Here is a 23,013-nt window from a genome sequence, read left to right as displayed (position 1 = left end):
TGTTAGAGACCGGCCTGGATTCGCCCAGTGGAGCGCGAACCAATGCCGGCGTCTTCCGTTTTTTGCCTTAGAACGAATGGCGCACACCAATCTGCACACCGGTCTGACTGCTGTCGGCAGATGCCGTCCTATAAGCAGCAGACGTACTGTTGTACGAGTCGAAGTTAAGCGCTGAGTGACGCGAATAACCCACTACCACGTACAGATCGGTGCGCTTTGATAGCAGGTAGTCGCCGATGGCCATAACCTGCTGCGGGCTGGCCGGCCTTGCCACCTCACCATTTGCTCCGGTCGCTGTCTGAATGCGGTCGTAGTAGTACGCAAGGGTCAGTATCTTGTCGACCGCGAGCAGATAGCGCGTAGCCACCCAGAAGTAATCGTCGCGTGCGGCATACCCAGCGAGTGGATCGTTCTTTCCATACCGATACCCGCCCATGAACTTGAATGCGGCGGTTGAATAGGTGATACCGATAGCCGCCTTTTCGAAACGTGCATAGTTGCCGCCAATGCCCTCTGAGCGATGAAGATTGTCGTATCCGAGACTGACGGAGAGCGTGCCGTTGTCGTATGCGGCGGCACCGCCGTAACCCGAGCCGTTCGAGAACTGCCCCGCGAGATTGCTAAAGGAATAGTGCCCGGTCAGCGTCACCGGCCCGAAAGCGTTCTTATATTTGACGACGTTGCTTTCCCAGAGGTTGGATCCAACTTCCGCAACGACCGGTTCGTATGTACCCGAGAGGTCCGTCGGCGACGACGGGTACAGTGCATCCACGAGGGACGTATACTGCCGGCCAAAGCGCAGCGTGCCAGCCTTCGTTGATGCCAGACCGATCCACGCGCTCCGACCGAAGAATTCCTGCATCAGCGCGCCGTTAGGAACCAGAAACCCGCTCTCGATCTGAAATTCCGCCTTCAGACCACCGCCAAGATCTTCGTTGCCGGTCAGACCCCAGCGGGAGCCACCGGAGCGCGCTCCATCGGCCATTGACCAACGGTTGCCACTAGTCGCAGGCTGGCCGGGATTGATTGGCCAATGATTGGTGAACTCGATTGCGGTGTCGAGAATGCCATAGAGCGTTACACTCGATTCAGCATGTCCGCATACTGCAAAGGTACCGGCCAGCAGGCCGGCGCACATCTGCCTCTTCATCAAAAGTCCCCTCCTTATAGAATTGCCACCTCGAAACTCTTTGTCTCCCGCGTATTCGTTTTTTTGTAGCGGGAACGCTCTCCATCGCATGAAATCTGCGAGTAACCTTGTTTTCAGGCGAGGTAAATAGCGGAGCGCATCCCGCTGTACTTTTACTAATCGAGATACGGTATTTATTTATTCAGTAATGCTACTAATATGATTTGCTATTTCTACACGCAGCAAGCTGGTTTGCCTGTGCTCCTGCTCCACGGCCTGCGCTAAAAATCCTGTGCGTGGCATCGGGGAAATAACCCGACCCGTCAACGCAATACACACCCTCCTTCGATTTCGGGCGCAAAGATTCGCCCGGACATTGAAAGATGCCGGTATTGAAGGATTTTTTTGACTTTTTGCACCGATGGTTCAAGCGGGAACCGACGCGTCAATCATGAGAAGGCTTCAGAACTTTTTCGCCTCCGTTCTTGCGTCTTGCATTGATGCAGACTATCGAGGTTCCGGCAATCGCTGTCTAACGATTAAAAATAACTACGTGATCTCGGTACCTGATCACCAGCATGCAAAGTTCGGAGAGAGGAACCGATACGGTCTATCGACCCAGCGGTTGGAGAAGCAGTTGGTCAGCGACTCCGGCTGCGATCTCACGAAAGTTCGCGACCGCCGGATTGTCCGTGTTGGGATTCCATGCGGCGATCAACTCATAAGGCGTGAGCAGTTCGTCAAGAGGTATGTAGACGACGTCGAGTTGCTGGACGCGCGCAACCCACTCAGGCACCAGCGTAACGCCCAGGCTCGCGCTAACGAGCGCGAGGAGAGTGTGAAGCTGTTCGGCCTCCTGGACGATTCGAGGCGCGAAGCCGGCCGAAGCACAGCACGCGACGATGATTTCCAGAATCCGGCTGTTCATTCTCCGTGGAAATAGAACAAACGGCTCGCTCGCCAGTTCTGCGATCGAAAGGGTCGGCCGTACAGCTAGCGGATGGCCCTGCGGGATGGCCGCAATCAAAGGGCCCGCAGCAAGTTCTGCAGACTTGAGAGCATGACCAGGCGACGGCGAGGGCATGATCCCTATATCGATGACTGACGTCCGAATCGCCTCGATCTGCGCGCTTCGATCGAGCGGATGCAGCGTCAATTCGATCTGCGGCCACCTCTGGCGAAAGTCTCGAAGTATCGGCGGCAGGATGGACCACAGAACGTTATCGACGAAGCCGATCGCCAGTCGCCCGACCGTACCATCTGCCGACGCACGCGCGCGGCGCATCGCTTCATCTGCCCGACGCAGCAGATCGCGCGCTTCAGGTAAGAATATCTCGCCGGGAACAGTGAGACGAACGTTGTGGCGTGAACGCTCCAGCAGCGAAAATCCGAGTTCTTCTTCGAGCAGTTTCACCTGATGGCTCACGGCTGACTGCACAACGTGCATACGCTGTGCGGCCCTGCCGAAATGCAGCTCCTCGGCGACTGCCATGAAATATCGAAGTCTACGCAGGTCCATGATGAGAGAGCGCCATAAGGTTACGAAAGTCCCATCGAAGTCCCGCGCCTTGAGGCGCTTTCCTCAAGAGGTGACCCGTGGCCGACAGACGACGGCCCGCCAGGCGGATTGCGGAAGCCGTGCTTCCGCAATCCGGCCGAGCGGAACTAGCGGGTCGCATCGAGCACGAGTTTGCCGCGCGCATGACCAGTCAAGTTTCTATGTAAGGCATCGGCGGCACGCGACAGCGGAAAGACCGTCTCAACTTCGACCACGAGTTCGCCCGAATCGAAGTGTGCTGCGATTGCGCTCAATTGCCTGCCGTCGGAGCGGGTTGCGAAATGCTTCGCCACCACACCTGCACGCCTCGCGCGCTCGGCGTCTGGCGGGCTGACCGGCGACGCCAGGACCCCGCCAGGTTTCAACAGCGACCAGGAACGATCCTGCGTTTCGCCGCCAATCAGATCCAGGACGATGTCCACGGACGAGACGCTCTCTTCGAAGCTTCCCCTCCGATAGTTGATGACCTGCGTCGCACCAAGCCGTCTGACGTAGTCGAGATTGACGGACGACGCCGTTCCGATTACCTCCAAACCGGCGATTCTGGCCAGCTGCACCGCCATACTGCCAACGCCACCCGCCGCGCCGTGAATCAGCACGCGCTGACCCCGCTTGACGCCAGCGTGCTCGTGCAACGCCTGCCATGCAGTCAACGCGGCCGCCGGCACCCCTGCCGCTTCAAGCATCGAGAGCTTTTTCGGCACTACAGCGAGGCGTTCAACAGAGGCAACCACCTTGGTGGCGTAACCGCCGACGATAGCAATGAAACCAAAGACGTCGTCACCTACGGCGAAGTTCGTGACCCCAGCGCCCAACGCGGAAATCTTTCCCGACACTTCGACGCCAGGGGTGTACGGCAGTGACAGCGGCAGGAAGGCTTTCATCCTGCCCTCGAGAATCTTCCAGTCCACTGGGTTGACGCCGCTCGCCGCGACGTCGATCAACACCTCGCCCTCGCCCGGAACGGGGTCAGGAATATCTTCCAACGTCAAACGTTCGGGCCCGCCATAAGCGTAGGCACGTATAGCTTTCATGGGTAACTCCGGATTAAACGATCGTACATATGCAAGCGCTCGGGCGTCTCAGATCACCGAGAGCAGGCCACCATCGACAAGCAAAGCGATACCGGTGACATAGCTCGACATGTCCGAACCGAGCCACGCAACGGCGTCGCCTATTTCTGACGGCTGCCCCAGGCGGCGCAACGGCGTGCGTTGCCGAAAACCTTCCGAGGCTGCGGCAATGCCGGGATTCGTGCGCAACAGGTGCGTGTCGATCGTGCCGGGGCAAATCGCGTTGACGCGGATGCCGTCGGGGCCGAGCGCATCCGCGAGGGCCTTGGCCATCAGCACGACGCCACCCTTGCTGGTGGAGTAAGCGACGGTCATTCCGGCGCCTGCGATACCGCCCATGCTCGCCATCAGCACGATGCTGCCTGGCTTGCCGCGCGCCTTCATCTGCCGCGCCGCGGCTTGCGCACCGAAAAGGACGCCGTCAAGATTGACCGCCATCAACCGCCTGTAGTCGCTTTCGGCGACCTCGGGACCGTCCTCGCGCAGCGTGATGCCGGCATTGCAAACCATCACGTCGACGCCGCCGAACTCAGTCGCTGCATCGACCAGCGCGCCGACTTCCGCGTGCTGCGTCACGTCCGTGCGCTGAAACCGCGTAGGCACACCTAGCGCTTCAATCTCGGACGTGGTCGACGTACCGCCCTCATGCGGGGTTTCCGTGACGTCTGAGACGATCACCGCCTTCGCACCATGCCGCGCGGCACTAATCGCAACAGCTCGACCGATTCCGCTGGCCGCACCTGTAACCAGTACGACCTTGTTCTTGAGAATGTCGCTCACTATGGAATCCTTATAAATATACAAACTTGACTGCAAGTCATTGGCGAACAGCCTAGCGGTGTGGAGCTTGCATCGCAGCGCCGCCGCGTAGGCTCATTCCGTTCCTCACGCTTGCGTCTCACCGCCAGAAAAGGCACCGAGCTGCTGCATCAGCGAGAAGAGATTGGCGACACCCCAGTGCTCAGCGATCTTGCCGTTACGCACGCGCATCGCGTCGACGGTTTCAAAATGGATCTTTCGACCGGTGGGCGCTACGCCAAGGAAGGCGCCTTCGTGTGTGCCGTGATACGTCTTGTAGGTCGTCACCAGATCCCCGTCGGCAACCTGCCAATGGATGTCCGCATGGAAATCGGGGAACGCGGCACGCAGCGCGTGGTAGAGGCCGCGTGCGCCGTCCTTGTCTGGCGTGCAATTCGGTTGCGGCGTATGGTCGACGAAATCGTCCGCGAATAACTCTTCGAATACGTCGAAGTTGCCACCGCCTTGTACCTCTTCGGTATTGCGCCGAACTACAGCCTTTGCTTCTTCGCTTGTGTTGCTACGGGTCATGTCATGCTCCAGAACAGTTGAAATGCGGGTGTTTCAGTTCACCGCTCATCTTGATCGCACTCATAGTTAGCATTACGATCTATGGTGGCGATACGCTGGGCAATAGTGCCCAGCTCATTCAGATACTTGCCGGAAAGACGTTAGCCGAACAGCTTCGCCGCCGTCTTCGCCACCAGCTCACCCTGATGGCGTGCGCCGGCCAGATCGATTTCGCTTGGCTGACGCGAGCCGTCGCCGGAAGCAACGGTGGTTGCACCGTAAGGCGCGCCGCCGACGATCTCGCTCATGTTCATCTGTCCTTGATGGCTATACGGCAAACCGACGATAACCATGCCCAGATGCATCAGGTTCGTAATGATCGAAAAGAGCGTGGTTTCCTGCCCGCCATGCTGGGTGGCAGTCGAGGCGAACGCGCCGCCAACCTTGCCGTTCAGTGCACCACGCATCCACAAACCACCGGTCTGATCAAGGAATGCCGCCATCTGCGACGACATGCGACCATAACGGGTGCCGGTACCCACAACGATCGCATCGTAGTTCTCGAGGTCGGCGACCGTTGCGACCGGAGCCGCCTGGTCAAGCTTGAAATGCGCGCCTTTGGCGACCTCTTCAGGCACAGTTTCCGGTACGCGCTTGACGTCGACTTGCGCGCCTGCGCTGCGAGCGCCTTGTGCGACGGCCTCAGCCATCTGCTCGATATGTCCGTACGACGAATAGTAGAGAACAAGAACCTTAGCCATCGCAATCTCCTTAGGGTTATGAGCGGGCCGTCATGGCACCGCATGTGTGCTACAGGTGTTTTGGCTGGACGACACCGAGTCGTCCAGAGCGTCGTTATTGTGTGGCACCTACGACCGGCAACACGCGACGGTTGTCAAAGCTCAATGCGCCTGCGCCATAAGCCACAACCTGGATCAAACCGCCGGCCATCGCGACATTCTTGAGAAAGTGGAACATCTGGTTCTGGTCGCCTAGCGCGTGATGGAAGATCAACGCGGTAATGATTGAATACACTGCCAGCAGCGCGGCAACGAGTCGCGTGCGATAGCCGACGATCAGCAGAACGCTGCCAAGCAGCTCAAGCGCCATCGAGCCGAGATAGCCGATGAGCGGTGCCGGCAAACCGAGCGAGCCGATGTAGCCGATGGTCGCGCCAGGTGCTGTGAGTTTGCTAAAGCCGTTCACGAGAAAGATCGCGGCGATGAGAATGCGCCCAATTAGCGGCAGGGTCTGGTAAGAATTTGCAGAGTTTGAGTTCATGATGCGTTCCTTAAGTTCAAGAAAAAGAGGTAGAGACAAAGGGGACTGCTTGAGTGATTACCGGATACGGCCGCGAAAGCGAAGCTGCTCGCCAATTCGTGCGATCTGAGCTTCTCCCGCTTTCAGCGCGGCCTCTGAGGTGTGAACCGAGTAGTAGCCGAGCACGAGGTCATGCGGGTGTTTTACTGCGGAAGCGAAGATGAATTCGGTGTCGGTGTCCGCGGCGAAGTCGAGCGCGTCTTCGGACTCGTTGAAGACCGCGAGTTCGCTGCGCAGACGTTCGCCTGCAACACGAAGCGCGCCCCGATGTACGTGGGTAAACGCAACGGTATGTCCTGCCGGCGGAACATAACGCCATTGCTCGCCTGCGTTGAGCCGTACATGCAGATAGTTGATCCCGTCAGGCGCCGCTACCGGACTATGTGCGTTGCTGTAGCTGCCGAGAATCACGCGCACCGGACCCACATGCGGGATGGCCTGCGCGTGAAGATATTGGGTTTGCGGTTCCCCATTCTCGATTGCGCGCGGCAACGCCACCCACATCTGGTAGCCGTGAAAGCGCTTGTGGTCCGCGGGACTGGCGTCGTGCCAAATGCCGTTGCCCGCATTCATCCATTCGACGCTGCCGGCGGACAACACGCCCGATGCGCCCGTTGTGTCTTCGTAACGCAGGTTGCCCGAGAGCAGAACCGTGATCGTCGCGATGCCCGAATGCGGGTGCATTGGAAACAGTGCGTCGCTCGACGGTGTGAAATCGAAGTAGTCCAGGAACACGAAAGGCTTGATCAGCTCGCCCAGCTCGGCGGGGCTAACGATGCGCGTGACCGGCCCATGCCGGCGCCCTTGCGTACGCGCAACAATGACGCGTGAAAGATTGGCTGGCCGGCCTACGAGAGTGGCCGCTTCGAGTAGATCAGTGGCGGGTGCCATGGCAATTTCCTTGTGGAGATGACATGACCGAAGGTTAGAGCCTGGCCACCCCCAGCGGAAGCCAATATGTTTTAATGGAATCCATCGCCTTGACTTATAGGTCCCCTGCAACGAACCTCTCCGCGGAGCAGTTTGAAGATGCCCATTCGGTTCGCCGCTTACCCCGCCAACGACGACGCCTGATCCTTCAACCCACGGGCACGCTCATTCCACCATCGGCCATCACAACCGCACCGACGATGAAACTGGCTCGATCTGAAGCGAGGAACGCGACGATTTCCGCTATCTCATCCGCTTTCGCGGCCCGGCCGATCGGCGCGGCTTTTCCATGCTCTGCGAGAAACCCTGGGCCGTCTTCCATGAAGTGGTTCAGCAGATTGGTCACCACGTCGCCGACACCGATTGCGTTCACGCGGATACCGTGCTCGATAACCTCGAGCGCCTGAGTGCGCGTGAGCTGCGCCAAAGCGCCTTTCGATGCGGTATAAGCAGAAATTCCTGGAAACGCAAAGAAGGAAGCGTACGAGGCGATGTTGACTATCGCACCGCTCTTGCGCGGAATCATTACCTTCGCTGCCTCACGGGAATGCAGGAATGCGCCCGTCACGTTCGTATTCATCTGCCACTCCCAGTCTTCGCGTGTCATCTCGACGAGAGGTTTGTACAGGATGCGACCGGCGTTGTTCACCAGTACGTCTAACCTTCCGAACTTCTCTACGGCAAGCGCCACCGCCGTTTCTGCAGCGCCATCCTCCGTGACGTCGGCCCTCAGTGGAACCAGTCCATCGCGACTGAGCTTTTCAACGTCCGAGCTCAGATCTTCGGCGATGACCTTTGCACCTCTGGAATGAAGCAACAGGGCTATCGCACGACCGATTCCACTCGCTGCGCCGGTGACCAGCACGACCTTTCCTGCAACTTCATTGGGTGTTGGAATGACGTCGGGCATATGCTCTCTCCATAGTTGGCTGGACGACTTCCGTGCATCGACGCGATCGAAGAAGAAGTAGTAGTAACCATGGTAGAGCGCTCAACGCGGACGAATCGGCCATGCGCGCCAAAGGAATGGTTTTGTGTGCCACTCCCCCATCGCGGCTCTCGCCGCGATGGAAGATTAAAACGTGGCCGTGCCCCTGTCGCGGCGCAACGCGCCTGGAGTCTTGCCGTAACGGCTCTTACAAACCTTGATGAAATGGGTCGGATCAACGAATCCCGCTCGCCGCCCTATCTCCGAGGTCGTCACCTGATCGAACAGGCGCGATCGCAGCATGCGCTCGGCGGTTTGAATACGGGCGTCGATAAGCCGTCGGCCGAACGTATCGCCGTGTAACGCAAGGATGCGATGCAAGGTTCTCACGGATAGCCCAAGCGACGCGGCAACATCCGTGGCGGTCAACTGCAACTCGCTGCTGCGTTGTTTGATGCAATCGACAATGCGAACGTGCATGTCCCTGTGCGGAGCCTGCTCCTGACGCGAAGCCGTAATTTCACCCGTTGCCAGGGCTAGCAACGCACCGACGTGATCGGTCAGAATATCGCTGCTCAACGGCGCCGTCACCGCGCGCTCGGGCGTTAACTGTGAGAGGTACGCCGATAGGGCCGCGCCCCATCCGGAATCGCCATTGATCCTCCTTCCCACGACTGCCGCCGGATTCGGCAACCATGTCTCCACCCAGTCGATGGGCAACCCGAAACTCAACGCCAGCGCATCGTCCGGCCAATGAAAACGCTGGGCGCGACGCGAGTCAGACAGCACGAGATCCCCGGCACGTAGCGAAACAACTGCCTGCTCGAAGCCGAAACGCCAGGCGCAACCGATACCCACCACCAGGTAGTACTCTTCTTTGTCTTCGCAACATATGTCATGGCGTGTGCGATACGCATCCTGCGTCGAACCACTGATCGAACTGACCCGCATGTTTCCTATTTGAGTCGAGGCGATCTCCGCAGAAAAGCCTGATCTTTTCGCGCTGTTGCCCGAGACATGGATTAATTGCCTACACAATATGTCCATGTACGCCTCAAACCGGCGTGCGGGCGAAAAGTCGCGCGTCGTCCAGCGAAAAATGCCGAGCGCTTCGTCATCCATTCTCACCTCCTGATCAACAGATCATCGGACAGTAAGACTTGCGTGCAAGGCAACCGCCAAACGGCGCATCGTTTCCGCCTATGCTGCCATGCAGCGACCTTGAATGGCGATGACGATCGCGCTTCCTGGCTAGCCATCCGTCAGGCCGCGAACGTCAGTCTTCGTTTGAGGTTTGCTTGAGTCGACCGAGGAACCAACGACCCGCGGGGCCTGGCGGTGTATCTCTGCGATAGATCGCATACATGGCGATCGGCGGCGTTTGAGGCTGGAAGTTTTCGATTCGCAGCGGTACCAGATCGCCCGAAATCAGATCGGCCTGCACCATCGCCGCCGGCATGTGGCCCCATCCGAGGCCGGCGAGCAAAAACGCATGCTTTGCGCCCAGATCCGATAATCGCCAGATCTGCGGAGAGAACACCCCGAACGACTTCCCATCGGTCAGCGGCGTGCGATCAGTCAATACAAGCTGCACATGTTCTTCTAACTCGCGCGATCGGATCACTCTTTTGAACGACGCCAGAGGATGCTTCGGAGCGGCAACGGTGATCATCGGCACATCGAGCAGCTTCTCGGCATCAATCGTCTCGGGCACGGCCGGCATGGAACCGCTAATGCCGAGCCTGCACGCGCGCTCCAGCACTCGCTGCACTACCGCACCCAAAGCTTCGACATATAAACGCAATGGCGTATGAGGAAACGCGTCACGGAATTCTCCGACCGCCACCGTGAGCGAGCTCATCGGATACATGACGTCCACCACGACGGAAAGCTCCGGCTCAAGTCCTTCTGCGATTGCTCGCGCCGTCGACTTGAACCCATCCATGTCGCCGACGACGAGCCGCGCCTTTGAAAGCAACGCAGCACCTTCCTCCGTCAAGCGCGGATAGCGGCCGCTCCGGTCGAACAATGACACATTGATCTGCGCTTCAAGATTGGCGAGCGTCTGGCTCACGACGGACTGTGTCCTGCGAAGCTTGCGTCCCGCTGCGGAGAAGCTTCCTTCGTCCGCGGCCGCAATGAAGGTACGCAACTGATCCATGGATACGCCGTCGAGCATATATCGATTTCCCGAATGGTATGGGTCGAGAAATATAGTCTTCCAGGCGTGGTGTCAAGTACTTAAGCCCGGACTCGCTTGCCTCCGTCCAGCCTGGATTTGCATAGCCGACTGGCAGGCTGACAGGCAACCCGACGTAATGCATTGTGATCTGACTTCGCGATCACGACGTTAGTTTTCTTCGTTGGACGCAGATGTAGCGCGCAACCATACTTCGTAGCACTTGACACGAGTGCAGCCACGCCAGCACTCAAAGAACTGCCGGCACGGGATCTTCGATCAGCGGCTATAGAACAAAGGAGTTGCCTTCATGCACATCGAGTTCACTTTACCCACGCCGGCCGTGCCAATCCAGGGCGGCGACTCTGTCTTTCCGGTTCGACGCATCTACTGCGTAGGCCGTAACTATGCCGCCCACGCTCGCGAAATGGGCTTCGACCCAAACCGTGAACCGCCGTTTTTCTTCTGCAAGCCGGCAGATGCCATCGTGAACGTCCCGCCTGGAACAACCGTCGAAGTTCCGTATCCGCCGAAGACCAGTGAGTACCACCATGAAATCGAACTGGTGGTGGCGATTGGCCGCGCGGGTAGTGACATCGCCGTAGAAGATGCGCTGGACCATGTCTTTGGATACGCGGTCGGTCTCGACATGACCCGGCGCGACCTGCAGTTGGCGCTGCGCGACAAGGGGCGGCCGTGGGAACTGGGCAAAGCATTTGATCAATCGGCGCCCATTGCGCCGCTCTACAGAGCCAGCGAAGTCGGCCACATCGATCACGGCGCGCTCTGGGTACAGGTCAATGGCGAGGATCGGCAACGCACAGACCTCAGCAAGCTCATCTGGTCCGTACCCGAAATCATCGCCAACCTGTCGACGTATTTCGAACTGCAGCCCGGCGATCTCATCTATACCGGTACGCCCGAAGGCGTAGGGCCCGTGCACCGCGGGGACATCATGACGGGGGGTATCACTGGTCTGGGTGAGTTGAGCGTGAAGGTGCGCTGACCATGTCCGCAGAGGCGCAACGTGACCTGCTTTCGCAAGCCGCCTGCCTGAAGCAGGAGCGCACACCTACACGTCATTTGAATTCCATTCGTACAACCAATAGGAGCGAGTCATGAAATACAAATACGCCACCCTGGCGGCGCCAGGCCGAGAAATGCCCACGACGGACGCGCTGACGTTGATGCATGTCCCCGAAAAGTTCGACGTGACCAAATGGCCCCGGGAAGTCGAAGCATTTCTCCACAAGACCACCAATCCGCATCACAAGGCCATGTTAAAGAACTACTTGCGCCATTTACTGCTGGAAGTGGCGGGATACTGGGATCAGATCATCGTCCCTGAATTGACTGTCGATGAGCCCATGTACCGGGTCGGCGACCGGCGCCAGATGCACGTTCTGACGGGCAAGGTCGCCGTCGAAGGCTTCTATCGCGAAGCCGCCGAAACACGCCAGAACGTGATGGGTGCACGAACCATGAACATGGGCGTCGACGACTACGGCGTCACCACAGAAGCCGTATGGACCCATGTCGTACCCGGAGTGTGCCTGAAGGATCACGGCATCGATGCCGACCCCGCGGCACACTACCTGATGACGCATCACCTCTTCCAGATCTTCACGTACACGAATGAGCCGAAGCCCAAGCTCATCGCGGAGCGTATCTACGACGACCCAGAGAGCTACACCTATGAAAAACTTGCACCCGCCGACGTCGTGACGCCGGAGATCGCGCGGGAACTCCTGGCCCCTTTTCTGGCTCGAGCGACGCTGGACTGATGCTGACACGCCACACAGATCGACGGGCACCGGGGGCGTAGCAAACGTCGATTCGATCATGCAACAGGTGGGCGCGATCGCGCCTCTACCACAGGCCTTGTGGCCGGATCTAGCCTAAGCTTAGAAACAGTCTCAGAACTGTTCTTCGGCTGAAACGACCATCTGGATCAAGCGGCGCGTGCTCCGCGCTGGGCGCTGCGATAAGGTCTTCTTTGAATTTACGGTTTGCCTCGCGATCCGGATGGCTTTATCGAAGCTGCTATCCGTGGCGACGTGCCGGTTGTCAACGCTCACGAGCCAACGGTCACTGCTACAGCACCAGCGAATCCTTCGCTCTTCAAGCAGCAATGCGAACCACCGCCAAATGGAGGCATCTTCGGCATTGGCGGCTAGGGCCGCCGCCGCTCTGACATGCCTCATATCGTTCAAATTGGTCACGTGTCACCTCATCCGACCTGGACTTTCCCTCGACGTACGCTTAAAACAGCATGGCCTCGAACTCCGGCACGACGGTGAACAGATCGCCCACCAGACCGTAATCGGCGACGCTGAAAATCGGCGCTTCCGGGTCCTTGTTGATCGCCACGATGACCTTCGAGTCTTTCATGCCGGCCAGATGCTGGATCGCGCCCGAGATGCCGACCGCCACGTACAGTTGCGGCGCGACGATCTTGCCGGTCTGGCCGACCTGATAGTCGTTCGGCACGAAGCCCGCATCTACTGCCGCGCGCGAGGCGCCCAGCGCTGCGTTCAGCTTGTCGGCCAGCGGCTCCAGAACCTTGGTGTAGTTCTCGCCGTTGCCCAGTCCGCGGCCACCCGAAACGATGATCTTCGCCGACGTCAGTTCCGGACGATCCAGCTTCGTCACCTCACGGCTCACGAACTGCGAGAGACCCGTGTCAGCTGCCGCTTCGATCTTCTCGACCGTTGCGCTGCCGCCTTCTGCTGCCACCGGGTCGAAACCGGTCGTGCGAACCGTGATGACCTTGATCGGGTCTTGAGATTGAACCGTGGCGATAGCGTTGCCTGCGTAGATCGGGCGCTCGAACGTGTCGGCGCTGTCCACTGCGGTAATGTCGCTGATCTGCGCGACGTCCAGCTTCGCGGCGATGCGCGGTGCGATGTTCTTGCCGTAGGCGGTCGCCGGCGCGAGGATGTGCGTGTAGTCCTTCGCGATGTTCATCACGGTTGCCTGGACGTTTTCAGCCAGACCCGCTTCGAGTTGCGCCGCGTCGGCCAGCAGGACCTTCGAAACACCTGCAATCTTCGCTGCCGCATCCGCTGCGGCTTGTGCGTTGTGCCCTGCGACCAGCACGTAGATATCTCCACCGATCTTTTGCGCGGCTGCAATCGTGTTCAGCGTCGCGGCCTTGATCGACGCACTGTCGTGTTCTGCTATTACAAGATTCACCAGATTCGTCATTTCGTCCGTCTCCTTACAGCACCTTGGCTTCGGTCTTCAGCTTCTCGACCAGTGTCTTCACATCCGGCACCATCACACCGGCGGAGCGCTTCGGCGGCTCGACGACTTTCAGCGTCTTCAGGCGCGGCGTCACATCAACACCGAGGTCTTCCGGTTTGATGACTTCCAGCGGCTTCTTCTTCGCCTTCATGATGTTCGGCAGCGTCACGTAGCGCAGCTCGTTTAGGCGCAGATCGGTCGTGATCACAGCCGGCAGGCTCAGCGACAGCGTTTCCGCGCCACCGTCGACTTCGCGCGACACCGTAGCCTTGCCGTCAGCGACGACAACCTTCGAGGCAAAGGTAGCTTGCGGCAGGTTCGCCAGCGCAGCCAGCATCTGGCCGGTCTGGTTCGAATCGTCGTCGATGGCCTGCTTGCCGAGGATGACCAGTTGCGGCTGTTCCTTGTCAACCAGCGCCTTGAGCAGCTTGGCGACCGCCAGCGGCTGCAGTTCTTCGCCTGACTCGATCAGGATCGCGCGGTCCGCGCCGATTGCCAGCGCCGTGCGCAGCGTTTCCTGCGCTTGCGTCACACCCGCCGACACGGCGATCACTTCGGTCGCCACGCCCGCTTCCCTCAGACGAACGGCTTCTTCAACCGCGATTTCGTCGAACGGATTCATCGACATCTTTACGTTCGTCAGGTCAACACCACTGCCGTCGGACTTCACACGGACCTTCACGTTGTAATCGACCACTCTCTTAACCGGCACAACAATCTTCATGACTCCCTCTCCAATCGGTTTGCACGCTAGTGTGCTTACTCAAACCAGGAGTTGGAATTCGGCATTCTGGAACGCTGCATTTCAGACGCTCGAATGCACACACAAGCCAGAAGGAAAAGGATCTGCGCGTGCATCCACACCGACAAATCCCGTTAACCCCAGCCTAATCGCGCCTTCCGCAATCAGTAATTGAGCGACGACTTTTGCTGATGCACGCTATCACTCATCAAAGCAAGGTAATCGATTCGCCCTGCTCAGCGCGACGGCTATCCGTTTTCATCAACCTACCAAAACTCGTCATCATGTCAGTCAACTGGCCGGAAACAATCTTCGAGCACTTCAAAGCCGCTGACGTGCGGCAAGTGGCATACGTGCCTGATGCGGGGCACAAACGTCTTATCGAACTCTGTGAAGCAGACGCCGAAATCCATGCGGTTTCGCTGACTACCGAAGAAGAAGGGGTCGCCATGATGGGCGGCGCATGGGTCGGTGGCCAGCGCGGCGTACTGTTGCTGCAGTCGAGCGGCGTGGGCAACTGCATCAACATGCTCTCGCTGCAACACGAATGCCGCATGCCCATCGTGATGCTGGTCACGATGCGCGGAGAGTGGGGAGAATTCAATCCCTGGCAAGTCGCCATGGGCAAATCCACCCAGGAAGCCCTCGAATCGGCCGGCGTCTATGTCTACCGCGCGGATGATCCCGCCGAGGTCCCCGAGACCGTGCGCGCGGCGCTGGATTTCGGCTACAACACCTCCCGGATGGTCGCCGTCCTGATCGGACAGCGCGTTATCGGCACCAAAAACTTTAACAAGTGAGCACGAACATGACTCAGCAGACGACGCCCCTGAACCGTCGACTGACGGTGAAGCGGATTCTCCGCGATCGGCAGCAGGACGTTCTGGCAGTGACCAGCCTTGGCAATCCGACCTTCGATGTGGCCGCCGCCGGCGACACGCCACAGAACTTCTACCTTTGGGGTGCGATGGGAGGCGCCGTCAGCTTCGGTCTTGGCATTGCGCTTGCACAGCCTGAGAAGCGTGTGATCGTGTTCGTTGGCGACGGTGAAATGATGATGGGCCTCGGGTCGCTCGCGACCGTGGGCGTTGATCGGCCGGCCAATCTCTCGATCGTCGTTATCGACAACGAACATTATGCGGAAACGGGCATGCAGTTGGCCCACGCGGGGCGAGGTGTCGACATCACGGCAATCGCGCGCGCGGCCGGATTCGAAAAAGCGACGACGATCTACGCCGAAGGCGAGCTCGAGGAGTATGTCGAGGTCATTCTCAAGGCCAAGGGTCCTGTGCTCGCCACGGTAAAGGTCGGAACCGATCCCGAGCCCACCGCCCTTCCCCCACGTGACGGTCCGTATCTGCGAAGCCGTTTCCGTGAAGCACTGCTTGGCGCCCAGGCCCACGCGAGTCAATAAGCGCCAAGGCACGGATTCCTGCAGGAAAGCGGTGGAGCGGCTAACTGCCGCCCCACCGCTTTCTTCGCTCCCGCCCCGGATAACACCCCCTGTACAATCAGGATCACTGTGACTTCGCGCTGATCCCCTTATGCCCGCCAAGGCCTATTCCGATATGTTGGTGGAGGTCTTTCGACAGTTGGACCGGCAGCCCGAGATGCTCGAGCGCGTCTTCGATTGCTTTCCGGACGTGCTGTACTACATCAAGGATGCCCAGGCGCGCTATCTTTCCGTCAATCAAACGCTCATCAACCGAAGTGGCATGGCGCGCGACGACGTGATTGGCCAGACGGCCGACCAGCTATTTCCCGTGACCGGTGCAAGCACCAACGCGCAAGATCTGAACGTTATCGAAACCCAGTCTCCGATTGTCGATCGCCTGCGCCTCTACTCGTCCGGATCGGGGCATCGATACTGGTGCCTGAGCTCCAAGTTCCCGGTACTGAACGAAGAGGGGCAAGCGATCGGACTGATCGGCATCTCGCGCGATCTGCCTCGCCCCGACGAACGGCATCATGGCTACCGCCGCTTACTGGAATATCTGGATTATCTGGAACAGAACCTCGGACAGAACATCCTGGTCACTGAGGCGGCGGAACGCGCCTCCATCTCAGTCGATACGTTGGAACGTCTGACCCGTGAAGTGTTTCATCTGACGCCCAAGCAACTGCTGATGAAATTGCGGATCGACCACGCGTGCAAGCTGCTCGAAACAACTGACAACAGCATTACGGATATCGCGACGGACTGCGGCTACGCGGACCACAGTGCTTTTGCGCGGCAATTCAAGTCCGCCACGCACCTCACGCCCCGACAGTATCGAAACGCGCGAGGGCGTGGCCTGCATCCACACTGATCACCCCCCTGCCGGGTGCTAGTAAACACCCTCTTCGATCACAAGTTGGCCCGACGTGAGCCGCGCCGGCGATAGCGGCGAGAGGTCCAACGATCTGAACTCGCCGAAGGCCAGCAATTCAGCCATTGCACGACCGACACCCGGACTGTGCATCATGCCGTGGCCACTGAAACCGGCCGCCACGAACGAGTTTTCCGGCCCCGACTGACCGACGATACCGTTCTGATCAAGGATGTTGTATTCGTAGTAGCCAGCCCATGCGTGTTCCACGCGTAGCGCCTCAAACGCAGGGATCCGCTCTGCCAGCGTCGGCCAGATGATCTCGTCAAACTCGGAAAACTGCACGTCGAGTGGCAGGTTATCCAGATCCATCTCCGCCGAAGGCGAGACGATGCACAGGAAATGGTTCTGCTCCCTACGCAGGTACACGCCAGACGTATCGATCAGGATCGGCATATCCGGGATCGGCGTCGGGCATGACACGACGAAGGCGGAACGCCGTCTTGGCCGAACCGGCAGATCGACACCCACGCTTTTTGCAAGAGACGCGCTCCACGCTCCGCTTGCATTCACGAACGTGTCCCCAGAGATTTCCCGCCCATCGGTCAGTTCGACGTGAGTAATCCGGTCTCCGCGTGTACGGTAGCGCACCGCTTCACCCGTGGCGAAATGAACGCCCGCCTCTCTCGCACGGTTTCTGAACCATTGCATAACGCTGTAGCCATCAAACCAGCCTTCGCCTGCAAGGCCTTCAACACCATAAGTCAGATCGCTGACGTTCATCCACGGGTAGCGCTGCTGCAACGCTTCAGCGGAATGTTCCCGCAGTTCGACGCCTAACGATCTGGCCAGTGCGCTTCGCCGACGTAGCACGCTCTCCTGCTGCGCATTACCCACGAATAGATAGCCGCAATCCACCAGATCGACACCGGCACCGTACCGCGCCTTCTCCCGCTCGCAGGAAGAGAAGAAGTCGTAGCCGAACTGCGATAACTGAATGCAGATTGGCGTTGAAAACTGCTGCCGGATCGAACTGGCCGAGAGCGACGATGACGCGATTCTGTAGGTTGGATCTTTTTCGATCACCCAGATCTCACGTCCGGGCGTCTTCTGGAGGCTCAGGAAATACGCGATTGAACAACCAATTGCACCACCACCCGTGATGACAATCCTTTCGCTCATGATTTACCTTCGAAGGCTCGTTGGGCTCCTGAGAGCCGAGCAGTATATGGATAGTGGACGATCAGACCGTTACAGTTTCGAGGCTTTGACACGCGGCGCGAATCCGGCTCAGCGCTTCGTTCAGGTCGTCGAGCGATGCGGCGTAAGAGAGTCTGAAGTACGGTGAGAGCAGAAAACCGGAACCTGAAACCACCGCCACGTTCGCCTCTTCCAACAGGTACATGACGAAGTCCTGGTCGTTCTCCAGAAGCCTGCCGCTCGGCGCACGGCTTCCAATGACGCCATGGCAGCCGACAAATGCATAAAAGGCGCCTTCGGGCTCGTTACTGTGGAGTCCCGGAATGTCGCTCAGCGTTTTGACCACAAGCTTCCGGCGTTCGTCGAAAGCCGATCGCGATCTCTCTACGAATGACTGGTCACCATTGAGTGCTTCAATCGCAGCGTATTGCGACACCGACGACGCACTGGTGACAATCTGCCCTTGCACGAGATTCATGGCCCGGATGAGCGCAACCGGTCCGGCGGAATAGCCAATCCGCCAGCCTGTCATCGAGTACACCTTGGAGACGCCGTTGATGATGAGCGTCCGTTCCTGCAACTCCGGTGCCACGTTCAGGATATTGACGAACGGGCTTCCGGTATAGATGAGCTTTTCGTAGATGTCGTCCGACAGCACCCAGACATGGGGATGTCGACGCAGTACTTCCGCGATGGAGCGGAGTTCCTCAACCGAGTAAACCGCCCCGGTCGGATTCGATGGCGAATTCAGCATCAGCCACTTGGTACGTGGCGTGACCGACGCCTCCAGCTGCGCAGCCGTCAGTTTGAACCCTGCCGCTTCATCGCACGCTACGACGATGGGCGTGCCGGTCGCCATTTTGACGATCTCCGGATAGGAGACCCAACACGGCGCGGGCACGATCACTTCGTCGCCCGGATTGAGGGTCGCGAAAAAGGCCGCGAAAATCGCCTGTTTCGCACCGACCGACACGCTGACGCCATCCACTGGGTAGTCGACACCGTTGTCGCGCTTCAGTTTCGCGACGATCGCCTCGCGCAACTCCCGAATACCCGCAGCCTCCGTGTAGCGTGTCTTGCCTTCGCGCATCGCACGAACCGCCGCCGCCTGGATATTCTCGGGCGTGTGAAAGTCTGGTTCGCCTTGCGAAAGGGAAATAACGTTCTTCCCGGCACGACGCAGTTCTGCCGCTTTTGCTGCCATTGCCATCGTCTGCGCAGGCGCGATCTGGCCAATGCGGTCTGCAATGAAGCCCATTGTGTTCATTCCGTTCGTTTTAAAAGCCTACCGTGTGAACCGGGGCTGCCTGTCGGTGGCGCCCCGGAACACGCACGCTTACAGACGTTCAGCCACTGCCTTCATTTGCAGGAACTGCAAAAGGTAGTCAGGACCGCCCGTCTTGGTATCGGTACCCGTGAGATTGAAGCCGCCGAACGGCTGAACACCGACCAGCGCGCCCGTACACTTGCGGTTGAAGTACAGATTGCCGACGTGAAAATCACGGCGTGCTCGTTCGATGCGGCTGCGGTCGTTCGAGAACAGCGCGCCGGTCAGCCCGTAGACCGTGTCGTTAACCACGGCCAGACCTTCCTCGAAATCCTTGACGCGAATCGCGGCGACGAACGGTCCGAACACTTCCTCTTGTGCAATGCGAGCGCGGGGCGACACGTCGCCGAAGATGGTCGGCTCGATCAGATAGCCCGCTGCATTTTCCACGGCCTTGCCACCCGTTAGCAGCTTGCCCTCGGTGTGACCGATATCGATATACGACAGCACCTTCTTGTACTGCAGTTCATTGCAGACCGGACCGAAACTCGGATTGTCCTTGGCTTCGCTGACAACGAGTTCCTTCGTCTTCGCAACGACCTTCTCGAGCAATGCGTCGTAGACCGAATCCACCACGATCAGACGCGAGCAGGCCGAACACTTCTGGCCGGAATAGCCGAAGGCTGCCTGGATGACGGCAGTCGCAGCGTCATCGAGATTGGCCGTTTCATCGACCAGAATGGCATCCTTGCCACCGAGTTCAAGAAAGACCCGCTTGAACCATTTCTGGCCCTCGGCAAGCTTTGCAGCGGACTCGTTGATCTGGGCGCCGGTTGAGAGCGAGCCTGTGAAGTTGATGAAGCGCGTCTTCGGATGGGCGACCAGATACGACCCGATTTCGCGTCCGGTACCCGGCAGATAATTCACCACGCCGGGCGGCAGACCTGCTTCGGCGAAGATGTCGAAGATCTTCGCCAGTGACACCACCGTATCTTCCGCAGGCTTGCAAACGACCGTATTACCCACCACGATTGCGCCGACCGTCATGCCGGTCATCAACGCCATCGGGAAATTCCACGGCGAAATCGTCACACCCACGCCCAGCGGGATGTAGAAGCTTTCGTTCTCTTCGCCGGAATAATCAATCAGCGAACCGAGGCCGCCGACGTGCTTGATCGCCTGACGTGCGTAGTACTCGGTGAAGTCGATCATTTCCGCGACTTCGGCGCTCGCTTCGACATAGTTCTTGCCGATTTCATAAACCAGCCATGCCTCGAGTTCGCGCTTGCGCCGACGCATGATTGCCGCGGCCTTCAACATGACGCGCGACCGATCTTCCTGGCTCCAACGCTTCCATGATTCGAAGGCCGCCCAGGCGGCGTCCAGCGCCGCGTCCGCGTGCCGCGTCGTCGCCTTGGCGGTATAGCCAACAATCTCGTCCGGATTCGACGGATTCGTCGAGACGAGTGTCGCCTCGGTCTGCACGCGCTCGCCATTGATCACCAGCGGATAGGTCTTGCCAAACTCGGCACGCACCTTTTTCAGAGCCTGCTGCATGTCTGCTTTGGCACTTTCGGTGTCGAACAAATCGAACGGCTCGTTTTTGAACGGCGCAATCAACATCGCTTTCTCCAGATTGAATGGTTTGGGCTGCTTTGCCGCTCTGACTAACGCGGCACGCCACCTTGAACCGATTGTCCAGCGCGAAATTGTTCCGGTCTTGATCTAGTCACCTTTAATTTTGCGGAGTTTTGCACAATCATAGAAACATGGAGGATGCAAACACCCTCCAATAGCGCTCTGCTATAGAGACTCTTGAGAATTTGATGGAAAACATCGTAAATACCGATTTGCGGCTTTCTGCTATTTGCTACACTGGATCAACGGGGCATCTCTTCATTCGGAGCACGTATCATGGCCATGCATTTCGATCTCGTTGATCTTCGTCTCATCACATGTATCGCAGAGACGGATAGCCTGACGCGTGGTGCCGAGCGATTTCATATGTCCGTACCTGCTGCAAGCACCCGGATCAAGAATCTGGAAGAAAGCATGGGGACCAAGCTGCTGTATCGGACCAGCCAGGGCGTTACGCTCACGCCGCCGGGCCAGGCATTCCTTCACCACGCCCGGTTGGTCCTCTCGCAGCTCGAACAGTTGCGCGGCGACATGCAGGAGTACGCACGCGGCATCAAAGGTCATGTGCGAATCTTTGCGAACACGACTGCCACCACTGAATTTCTTCCTAACGACCTGCGTGACTTCCTCGCCGAGCACCCCGACGTGAACGTCGAGCTTCGCGAACGGTTGAGCCATGACGTGGTGCGCGCGGTCAGTGAAGGCACGGCGGACGTCGGGATAGTCGCCGGCAATGTCAGGCCCGAATCTCTCCAAGTCCTGCCGTACCGCTCGGACCGGCTCATATTGGCGGTCTCGCATTCGCACCCCCTCGCCGGGAAGACCTCCATTCCATTTGAAGAGGCAAGCGGGTTTGACTTCGTCGGAATGCCCGAAGCTAGCGCGATTCATACCTTTCTGAACCGCGTAGCAAGCGACATGCACAAAAAGCTTCAGGTGCGCATTGAAGTGGGTAACTTCGAAGCACTGTGCCGAATGATCGAGGCCAACGTCGGGATCGGCGTGTTGCCTTGCTCGTCAGCGGTGCGCTACGTGAAGACCATGAACATCCGGCTCGTTGAAATCGAGAACGACTGGGCGACGCGCAATCTGCTGATCTGCGTGCGCAACCTCGACCTGCTGCCGTCTTTCGCACGGGAATTGGTCGACCTCCTCACGCAGAAGTGCAAAAGCGATCACGAGCCCCAGCCGGCCTGAACGTCAGCAGTTAGTCTGCGTTTAAAGCCCTCTTCTCCACACACAAATTGTAGTCAGCAGGCCGGTGCGTCAATCTAGCGTGAACGACGCTACCCGACGCCCCCATGACTGCTGAACTCAACTACCTGCGCACCTGGATCGGCCGTACACAGGTCGAGCGCGAATTCGTCTCGCCACGTCTCACGCAACAACTCGCCGCGACGCTGGATTATGAGGACGTCCCTCATGCCGGTTCTCCGTTGCCTCCGCTGTGGCACTGGGCGTTGTTTCCCCACATCGTTTCGCAATCGCAGGTCGGCGCGGACGGACATCCGAAACGTGGTGGATTCCTGCCGCCAGTGCCACTACCCAGACGCATGTGGGCGGGCAGCCGGGTCCGGTTCGAACGTCCGCTCGTGGTCGGCAGCGAAGTCACCAGGACGTCGCAGATTCTTGACGTCGCCGCCAAGGAAGGGCGCACAGGAAAGCTCGTGTTTGTGCGTCTGCGTCACGAACTGGAAGACCTCGAAGGTCCGCTGGTTTCCGAGGAGCAAGACATTGTGTACCGCGAGTCCGTAACGACTGCGTACGCCACGGCAACCGGCCCGAGCGCGCCGACGGATTTCACCTGGAAACGGGAGATCGTGCTGGATCCGGTCCTGCTCTTTCGCTACTCCGCCGATACCTTCAACGGCCACCGCATTCACTATGACCGCACCTACGCCCAGGAACAGGAAGGCTATCCGGCGCTGGTCGTTCACGGGCCATTAACTGCGACGTTGCTGATCGATCTCCTGCGGCGCAGCCTTCCTGGCGAATCGATTGCTTCTTTCTCATTCAAAGCGGTCAACCCGCTCTTTGACTGCGCCCCCTTTTTTATCTACGCGGCTCGTGCCCCCGGATCGACCGAAGCGAAGCTCTGGGCGGCCAATTCCAATGGCGTGTTGTGCGTCGACGCCAAGGCGACGCTAACGGCACCCGCGTATATTTTTCAAAAATGAACTCAGAGG

Annotated in this window: 24 protein-coding genes; 7 read left to right on the top strand and 17 right to left on the bottom strand. The window is 58.8% G+C overall.

The window, feature by feature from the left end; genetic code table 11:
* Positions 1 to 67 precede the first annotated feature (67 nt).
* From P3T25_RS03160 to P3T25_RS03110, 11 genes are all read right to left on the bottom strand, one after another.
* On the bottom strand, positions 68 to 1,150 hold the full coding sequence (locus tag P3T25_RS03160; RefSeq protein ID WP_429357450.1) for a porin: 1,083 nt from the start codon (positions 1,148 to 1,150) through the stop codon (positions 68 to 70).
* 589 nt (positions 1,151 to 1,739) lie between these two features.
* A complete protein-coding gene (locus P3T25_RS03155) occupies positions 1,740 to 2,648 on the bottom strand; it encodes a LysR substrate-binding domain-containing protein (protein WP_266257704.1) in 909 nt (302 codons plus the stop codon).
* Between the two features lie 146 nt (positions 2,649 to 2,794).
* The gene (locus P3T25_RS03150; RefSeq protein ID WP_266257703.1) at positions 2,795 to 3,721 is read right to left on the bottom strand and encodes an NADP-dependent oxidoreductase; all 927 of its coding nucleotides are present in this window, start codon (positions 3,719 to 3,721) and stop codon (positions 2,795 to 2,797) included.
* Positions 3,722 to 3,769: 48 nt separating this feature from the next.
* The gene (locus P3T25_RS03145; protein WP_429357449.1) at positions 3,770 to 4,540 is read right to left on the bottom strand and encodes an SDR family NAD(P)-dependent oxidoreductase; all 771 of its coding nucleotides are present in this window, start codon (positions 4,538 to 4,540) and stop codon (positions 3,770 to 3,772) included.
* 105 nt (positions 4,541 to 4,645) lie between these two features.
* Complete coding sequence (locus P3T25_RS03140) at positions 4,646 to 5,089, bottom strand: ester cyclase (RefSeq protein ID WP_266257701.1); 444 nt, start codon at positions 5,087 to 5,089, stop codon at positions 4,646 to 4,648.
* 140 nt (positions 5,090 to 5,229) lie between these two features.
* A complete protein-coding gene (gene wrbA, locus P3T25_RS03135) occupies positions 5,230 to 5,829 on the bottom strand; it encodes an NAD(P)H:quinone oxidoreductase (RefSeq protein ID WP_429357448.1) in 600 nt (199 codons plus the stop codon).
* Between the two features lie 94 nt (positions 5,830 to 5,923).
* Positions 5,924 to 6,349: a DoxX family protein gene (locus P3T25_RS03130; protein ID WP_429357447.1), complete on the bottom strand. Its 426-nt coding sequence runs from the start codon at positions 6,347 to 6,349 to the stop codon at positions 5,924 to 5,926.
* A 57-nt stretch (positions 6,350 to 6,406) separates the two neighbouring features.
* Positions 6,407 to 7,279 carry a pirin family protein gene (locus P3T25_RS03125; protein WP_429357446.1) on the bottom strand — a complete coding sequence of 291 codons (873 nt, stop codon included), beginning with the start codon at positions 7,277 to 7,279 and terminating at the stop codon, positions 6,407 to 6,409.
* Between the two features lie 187 nt (positions 7,280 to 7,466).
* Positions 7,467 to 8,228 carry an SDR family NAD(P)-dependent oxidoreductase gene (locus P3T25_RS03120; protein WP_266257697.1) on the bottom strand — a complete coding sequence of 254 codons (762 nt, stop codon included), beginning with the start codon at positions 8,226 to 8,228 and terminating at the stop codon, positions 7,467 to 7,469.
* Between the two features lie 165 nt (positions 8,229 to 8,393).
* Complete coding sequence (locus tag P3T25_RS03115) at positions 8,394 to 9,293, bottom strand: helix-turn-helix domain-containing protein (protein ID WP_429357535.1); 900 nt, start codon at positions 9,291 to 9,293, stop codon at positions 8,394 to 8,396.
* 229 nt (positions 9,294 to 9,522) lie between these two features.
* Positions 9,523 to 10,425, bottom strand: coding sequence for a LysR family transcriptional regulator (locus P3T25_RS03110; RefSeq protein WP_266257696.1), 903 nt, complete (start codon positions 10,423 to 10,425; stop codon positions 9,523 to 9,525).
* A 310-nt stretch (positions 10,426 to 10,735) separates the two neighbouring features.
* Between P3T25_RS03110 and P3T25_RS03105 the strand changes: the two genes are divergently transcribed.
* Both P3T25_RS03105 and P3T25_RS03100 read left to right on the top strand, forming a co-directional pair.
* Positions 10,736 to 11,431 carry a fumarylacetoacetate hydrolase family protein gene (locus tag P3T25_RS03105; RefSeq protein WP_266257695.1) on the top strand — a complete coding sequence of 232 codons (696 nt, stop codon included), beginning with the start codon at positions 10,736 to 10,738 and terminating at the stop codon, positions 11,429 to 11,431.
* A gap of 112 nt (positions 11,432 to 11,543) precedes the next feature.
* Complete coding sequence (locus tag P3T25_RS03100) at positions 11,544 to 12,209, top strand: hypothetical protein (RefSeq protein WP_266257694.1); 666 nt, start codon at positions 11,544 to 11,546, stop codon at positions 12,207 to 12,209.
* A 132-nt stretch (positions 12,210 to 12,341) separates the two neighbouring features.
* On the opposite strand, the gene P3T25_RS03095 is transcribed toward P3T25_RS03100, so the two are convergent.
* From P3T25_RS03095 to P3T25_RS03085, 3 genes are read right to left on the bottom strand one after another with little or no spacing between them, the layout of a single operon-like run.
* Entirely contained in the window at positions 12,342 to 12,647 is a 306-nt protein-coding gene (locus P3T25_RS03095) for a hypothetical protein (protein WP_429357445.1), read from the bottom strand.
* A gap of 40 nt (positions 12,648 to 12,687) precedes the next feature.
* Entirely contained in the window at positions 12,688 to 13,632 is a 945-nt protein-coding gene (locus P3T25_RS03090; RefSeq protein ID WP_429357444.1) for an electron transfer flavoprotein subunit alpha/FixB family protein, read from the bottom strand.
* A gap of 13 nt (positions 13,633 to 13,645) precedes the next feature.
* Entirely contained in the window at positions 13,646 to 14,395 is a 750-nt protein-coding gene (locus P3T25_RS03085) for an electron transfer flavoprotein subunit beta/FixA family protein (protein ID WP_429357443.1), read from the bottom strand.
* A 302-nt stretch (positions 14,396 to 14,697) separates the two neighbouring features.
* Between P3T25_RS03085 and P3T25_RS03080 the strand changes: the two genes are divergently transcribed.
* From P3T25_RS03080 to P3T25_RS03070, 3 genes are all read left to right on the top strand, one after another.
* Positions 14,698 to 15,213: a thiamine pyrophosphate-binding protein gene (locus P3T25_RS03080; RefSeq protein ID WP_266257814.1), complete on the top strand. Its 516-nt coding sequence runs from the start codon at positions 14,698 to 14,700 to the stop codon at positions 15,211 to 15,213.
* An 8-nt stretch (positions 15,214 to 15,221) separates the two neighbouring features.
* Positions 15,222 to 15,827: a thiamine pyrophosphate-dependent enzyme gene (locus tag P3T25_RS03075; protein WP_429357442.1), complete on the top strand. Its 606-nt coding sequence runs from the start codon at positions 15,222 to 15,224 to the stop codon at positions 15,825 to 15,827.
* A 130-nt stretch (positions 15,828 to 15,957) separates the two neighbouring features.
* Complete coding sequence (locus tag P3T25_RS03070) at positions 15,958 to 16,722, top strand: helix-turn-helix domain-containing protein (RefSeq protein WP_429357441.1); 765 nt, start codon at positions 15,958 to 15,960, stop codon at positions 16,720 to 16,722.
* An 18-nt stretch (positions 16,723 to 16,740) separates the two neighbouring features.
* On the opposite strand, the gene P3T25_RS03065 is transcribed toward P3T25_RS03070, so the two are convergent.
* From P3T25_RS03065 to pruA, 3 genes are all read right to left on the bottom strand, one after another.
* Complete coding sequence (locus P3T25_RS03065) at positions 16,741 to 17,904, bottom strand: NAD(P)/FAD-dependent oxidoreductase (RefSeq protein ID WP_429357440.1); 1,164 nt, start codon at positions 17,902 to 17,904, stop codon at positions 16,741 to 16,743.
* 61 nt (positions 17,905 to 17,965) lie between these two features.
* Entirely contained in the window at positions 17,966 to 19,180 is a 1,215-nt protein-coding gene (locus P3T25_RS03060; RefSeq protein ID WP_429357439.1) for a pyridoxal phosphate-dependent aminotransferase, read from the bottom strand.
* 78 nt (positions 19,181 to 19,258) lie between these two features.
* Positions 19,259 to 20,812, bottom strand: coding sequence for an L-glutamate gamma-semialdehyde dehydrogenase (pruA, locus tag P3T25_RS03055; RefSeq protein WP_429357438.1), 1,554 nt, complete (start codon positions 20,810 to 20,812; stop codon positions 19,259 to 19,261).
* Positions 20,813 to 21,103: 291 nt separating this feature from the next.
* Between pruA and P3T25_RS03050 the strand changes: the two genes are divergently transcribed.
* Complete coding sequence (locus P3T25_RS03050; RefSeq protein ID WP_429357437.1) at positions 21,104 to 22,024, top strand: LysR substrate-binding domain-containing protein; 921 nt, start codon at positions 21,104 to 21,106, stop codon at positions 22,022 to 22,024.
* A 104-nt stretch (positions 22,025 to 22,128) separates the two neighbouring features.
* Positions 22,129 to 23,004 carry an FAS1-like dehydratase domain-containing protein gene (locus P3T25_RS03045; protein WP_429357436.1) on the top strand — a complete coding sequence of 292 codons (876 nt, stop codon included), beginning with the start codon at positions 22,129 to 22,131 and terminating at the stop codon, positions 23,002 to 23,004.
* Positions 23,005 to 23,013: the final 9 nt, after the last annotated feature.

Source organism: Paraburkholderia sp. GAS32 (assembly GCF_050434225.1).
GTDB classification, from domain to species: Bacteria; Pseudomonadota; Gammaproteobacteria; order Burkholderiales; family Burkholderiaceae; genus Paraburkholderia; species Paraburkholderia madseniana.
The sequence above is the reverse complement of the archived record's forward strand: the minus strand, read 5'-3'. Positions and strand labels throughout refer to the sequence as shown.

Excerpts from the sequence above, each read along its gene's own strand:
- pruA (WP_429357438.1), bottom strand. The coding sequence starts at position 20,812 with ATGTTGATTGCGCCGTTCAAAAACGAGCCGTTCGATTTGTTCGACACC.
- P3T25_RS03130 (WP_429357447.1), bottom strand. The coding sequence starts at position 6,349 with ATGAACTCAAACTCTGCAAATTCTTACCAGACCCTGCCGCTAATTGGG.
- P3T25_RS03080 (WP_266257814.1), top strand. The coding sequence starts at position 14,698 with ATGTCAGTCAACTGGCCGGAAACAATCTTCGAGCACTTCAAAGCCGCT.
- P3T25_RS03065 (WP_429357440.1), bottom strand. The coding sequence starts at position 17,904 with ATGAGCGAAAGGATTGTCATCACGGGTGGTGGTGCAATTGGTTGTTCA.
- P3T25_RS03100 (WP_266257694.1), top strand. The coding sequence starts at position 11,544 with ATGAAATACAAATACGCCACCCTGGCGGCGCCAGGCCGAGAAATGCCC.
- P3T25_RS03045 (WP_429357436.1), top strand. The coding sequence starts at position 22,129 with ATGACTGCTGAACTCAACTACCTGCGCACCTGGATCGGCCGTACACAG.
- P3T25_RS03155 (WP_266257704.1), bottom strand. The coding sequence starts at position 2,648 with ATGGACCTGCGTAGACTTCGATATTTCATGGCAGTCGCCGAGGAGCTG.
- P3T25_RS03140 (WP_266257701.1), bottom strand. The coding sequence starts at position 5,089 with ATGACCCGTAGCAACACAAGCGAAGAAGCAAAGGCTGTAGTTCGGCGC.
- P3T25_RS03075 (WP_429357442.1), top strand. The coding sequence starts at position 15,222 with ATGACTCAGCAGACGACGCCCCTGAACCGTCGACTGACGGTGAAGCGG.
- P3T25_RS03125 (WP_429357446.1), bottom strand. The coding sequence starts at position 7,279 with ATGGCACCCGCCACTGATCTACTCGAAGCGGCCACTCTCGTAGGCCGG.
- P3T25_RS03110 (WP_266257696.1), bottom strand. The coding sequence starts at position 10,425 with ATGCTCGACGGCGTATCCATGGATCAGTTGCGTACCTTCATTGCGGCC.
- P3T25_RS03050 (WP_429357437.1), top strand. The coding sequence starts at position 21,104 with ATGGCCATGCATTTCGATCTCGTTGATCTTCGTCTCATCACATGTATC.
- wrbA (WP_429357448.1), bottom strand. The coding sequence starts at position 5,829 with ATGGCTAAGGTTCTTGTTCTCTACTATTCGTCGTACGGACATATCGAG.
- P3T25_RS03105 (WP_266257695.1), top strand. The coding sequence starts at position 10,736 with ATGCACATCGAGTTCACTTTACCCACGCCGGCCGTGCCAATCCAGGGC.
- P3T25_RS03085 (WP_429357443.1), bottom strand. The coding sequence starts at position 14,395 with ATGAAGATTGTTGTGCCGGTTAAGAGAGTGGTCGATTACAACGTGAAG.
- P3T25_RS03160 (WP_429357450.1), bottom strand. The coding sequence starts at position 1,150 with ATGAAGAGGCAGATGTGCGCCGGCCTGCTGGCCGGTACCTTTGCAGTA.
- P3T25_RS03120 (WP_266257697.1), bottom strand. The coding sequence starts at position 8,228 with ATGCCCGACGTCATTCCAACACCCAATGAAGTTGCAGGAAAGGTCGTG.
- P3T25_RS03090 (WP_429357444.1), bottom strand. The coding sequence starts at position 13,632 with ATGACGAATCTGGTGAATCTTGTAATAGCAGAACACGACAGTGCGTCG.
- P3T25_RS03150 (WP_266257703.1), bottom strand. The coding sequence starts at position 3,721 with ATGAAAGCTATACGTGCCTACGCTTATGGCGGGCCCGAACGTTTGACG.
- P3T25_RS03115 (WP_429357535.1), bottom strand. The coding sequence starts at position 9,293 with ATGGACATATTGTGTAGGCAATTAATCCATGTCTCGGGCAACAGCGCG.
- P3T25_RS03060 (WP_429357439.1), bottom strand. The coding sequence starts at position 19,180 with ATGGGCTTCATTGCAGACCGCATTGGCCAGATCGCGCCTGCGCAGACG.
- P3T25_RS03070 (WP_429357441.1), top strand. The coding sequence starts at position 15,958 with ATGCCCGCCAAGGCCTATTCCGATATGTTGGTGGAGGTCTTTCGACAG.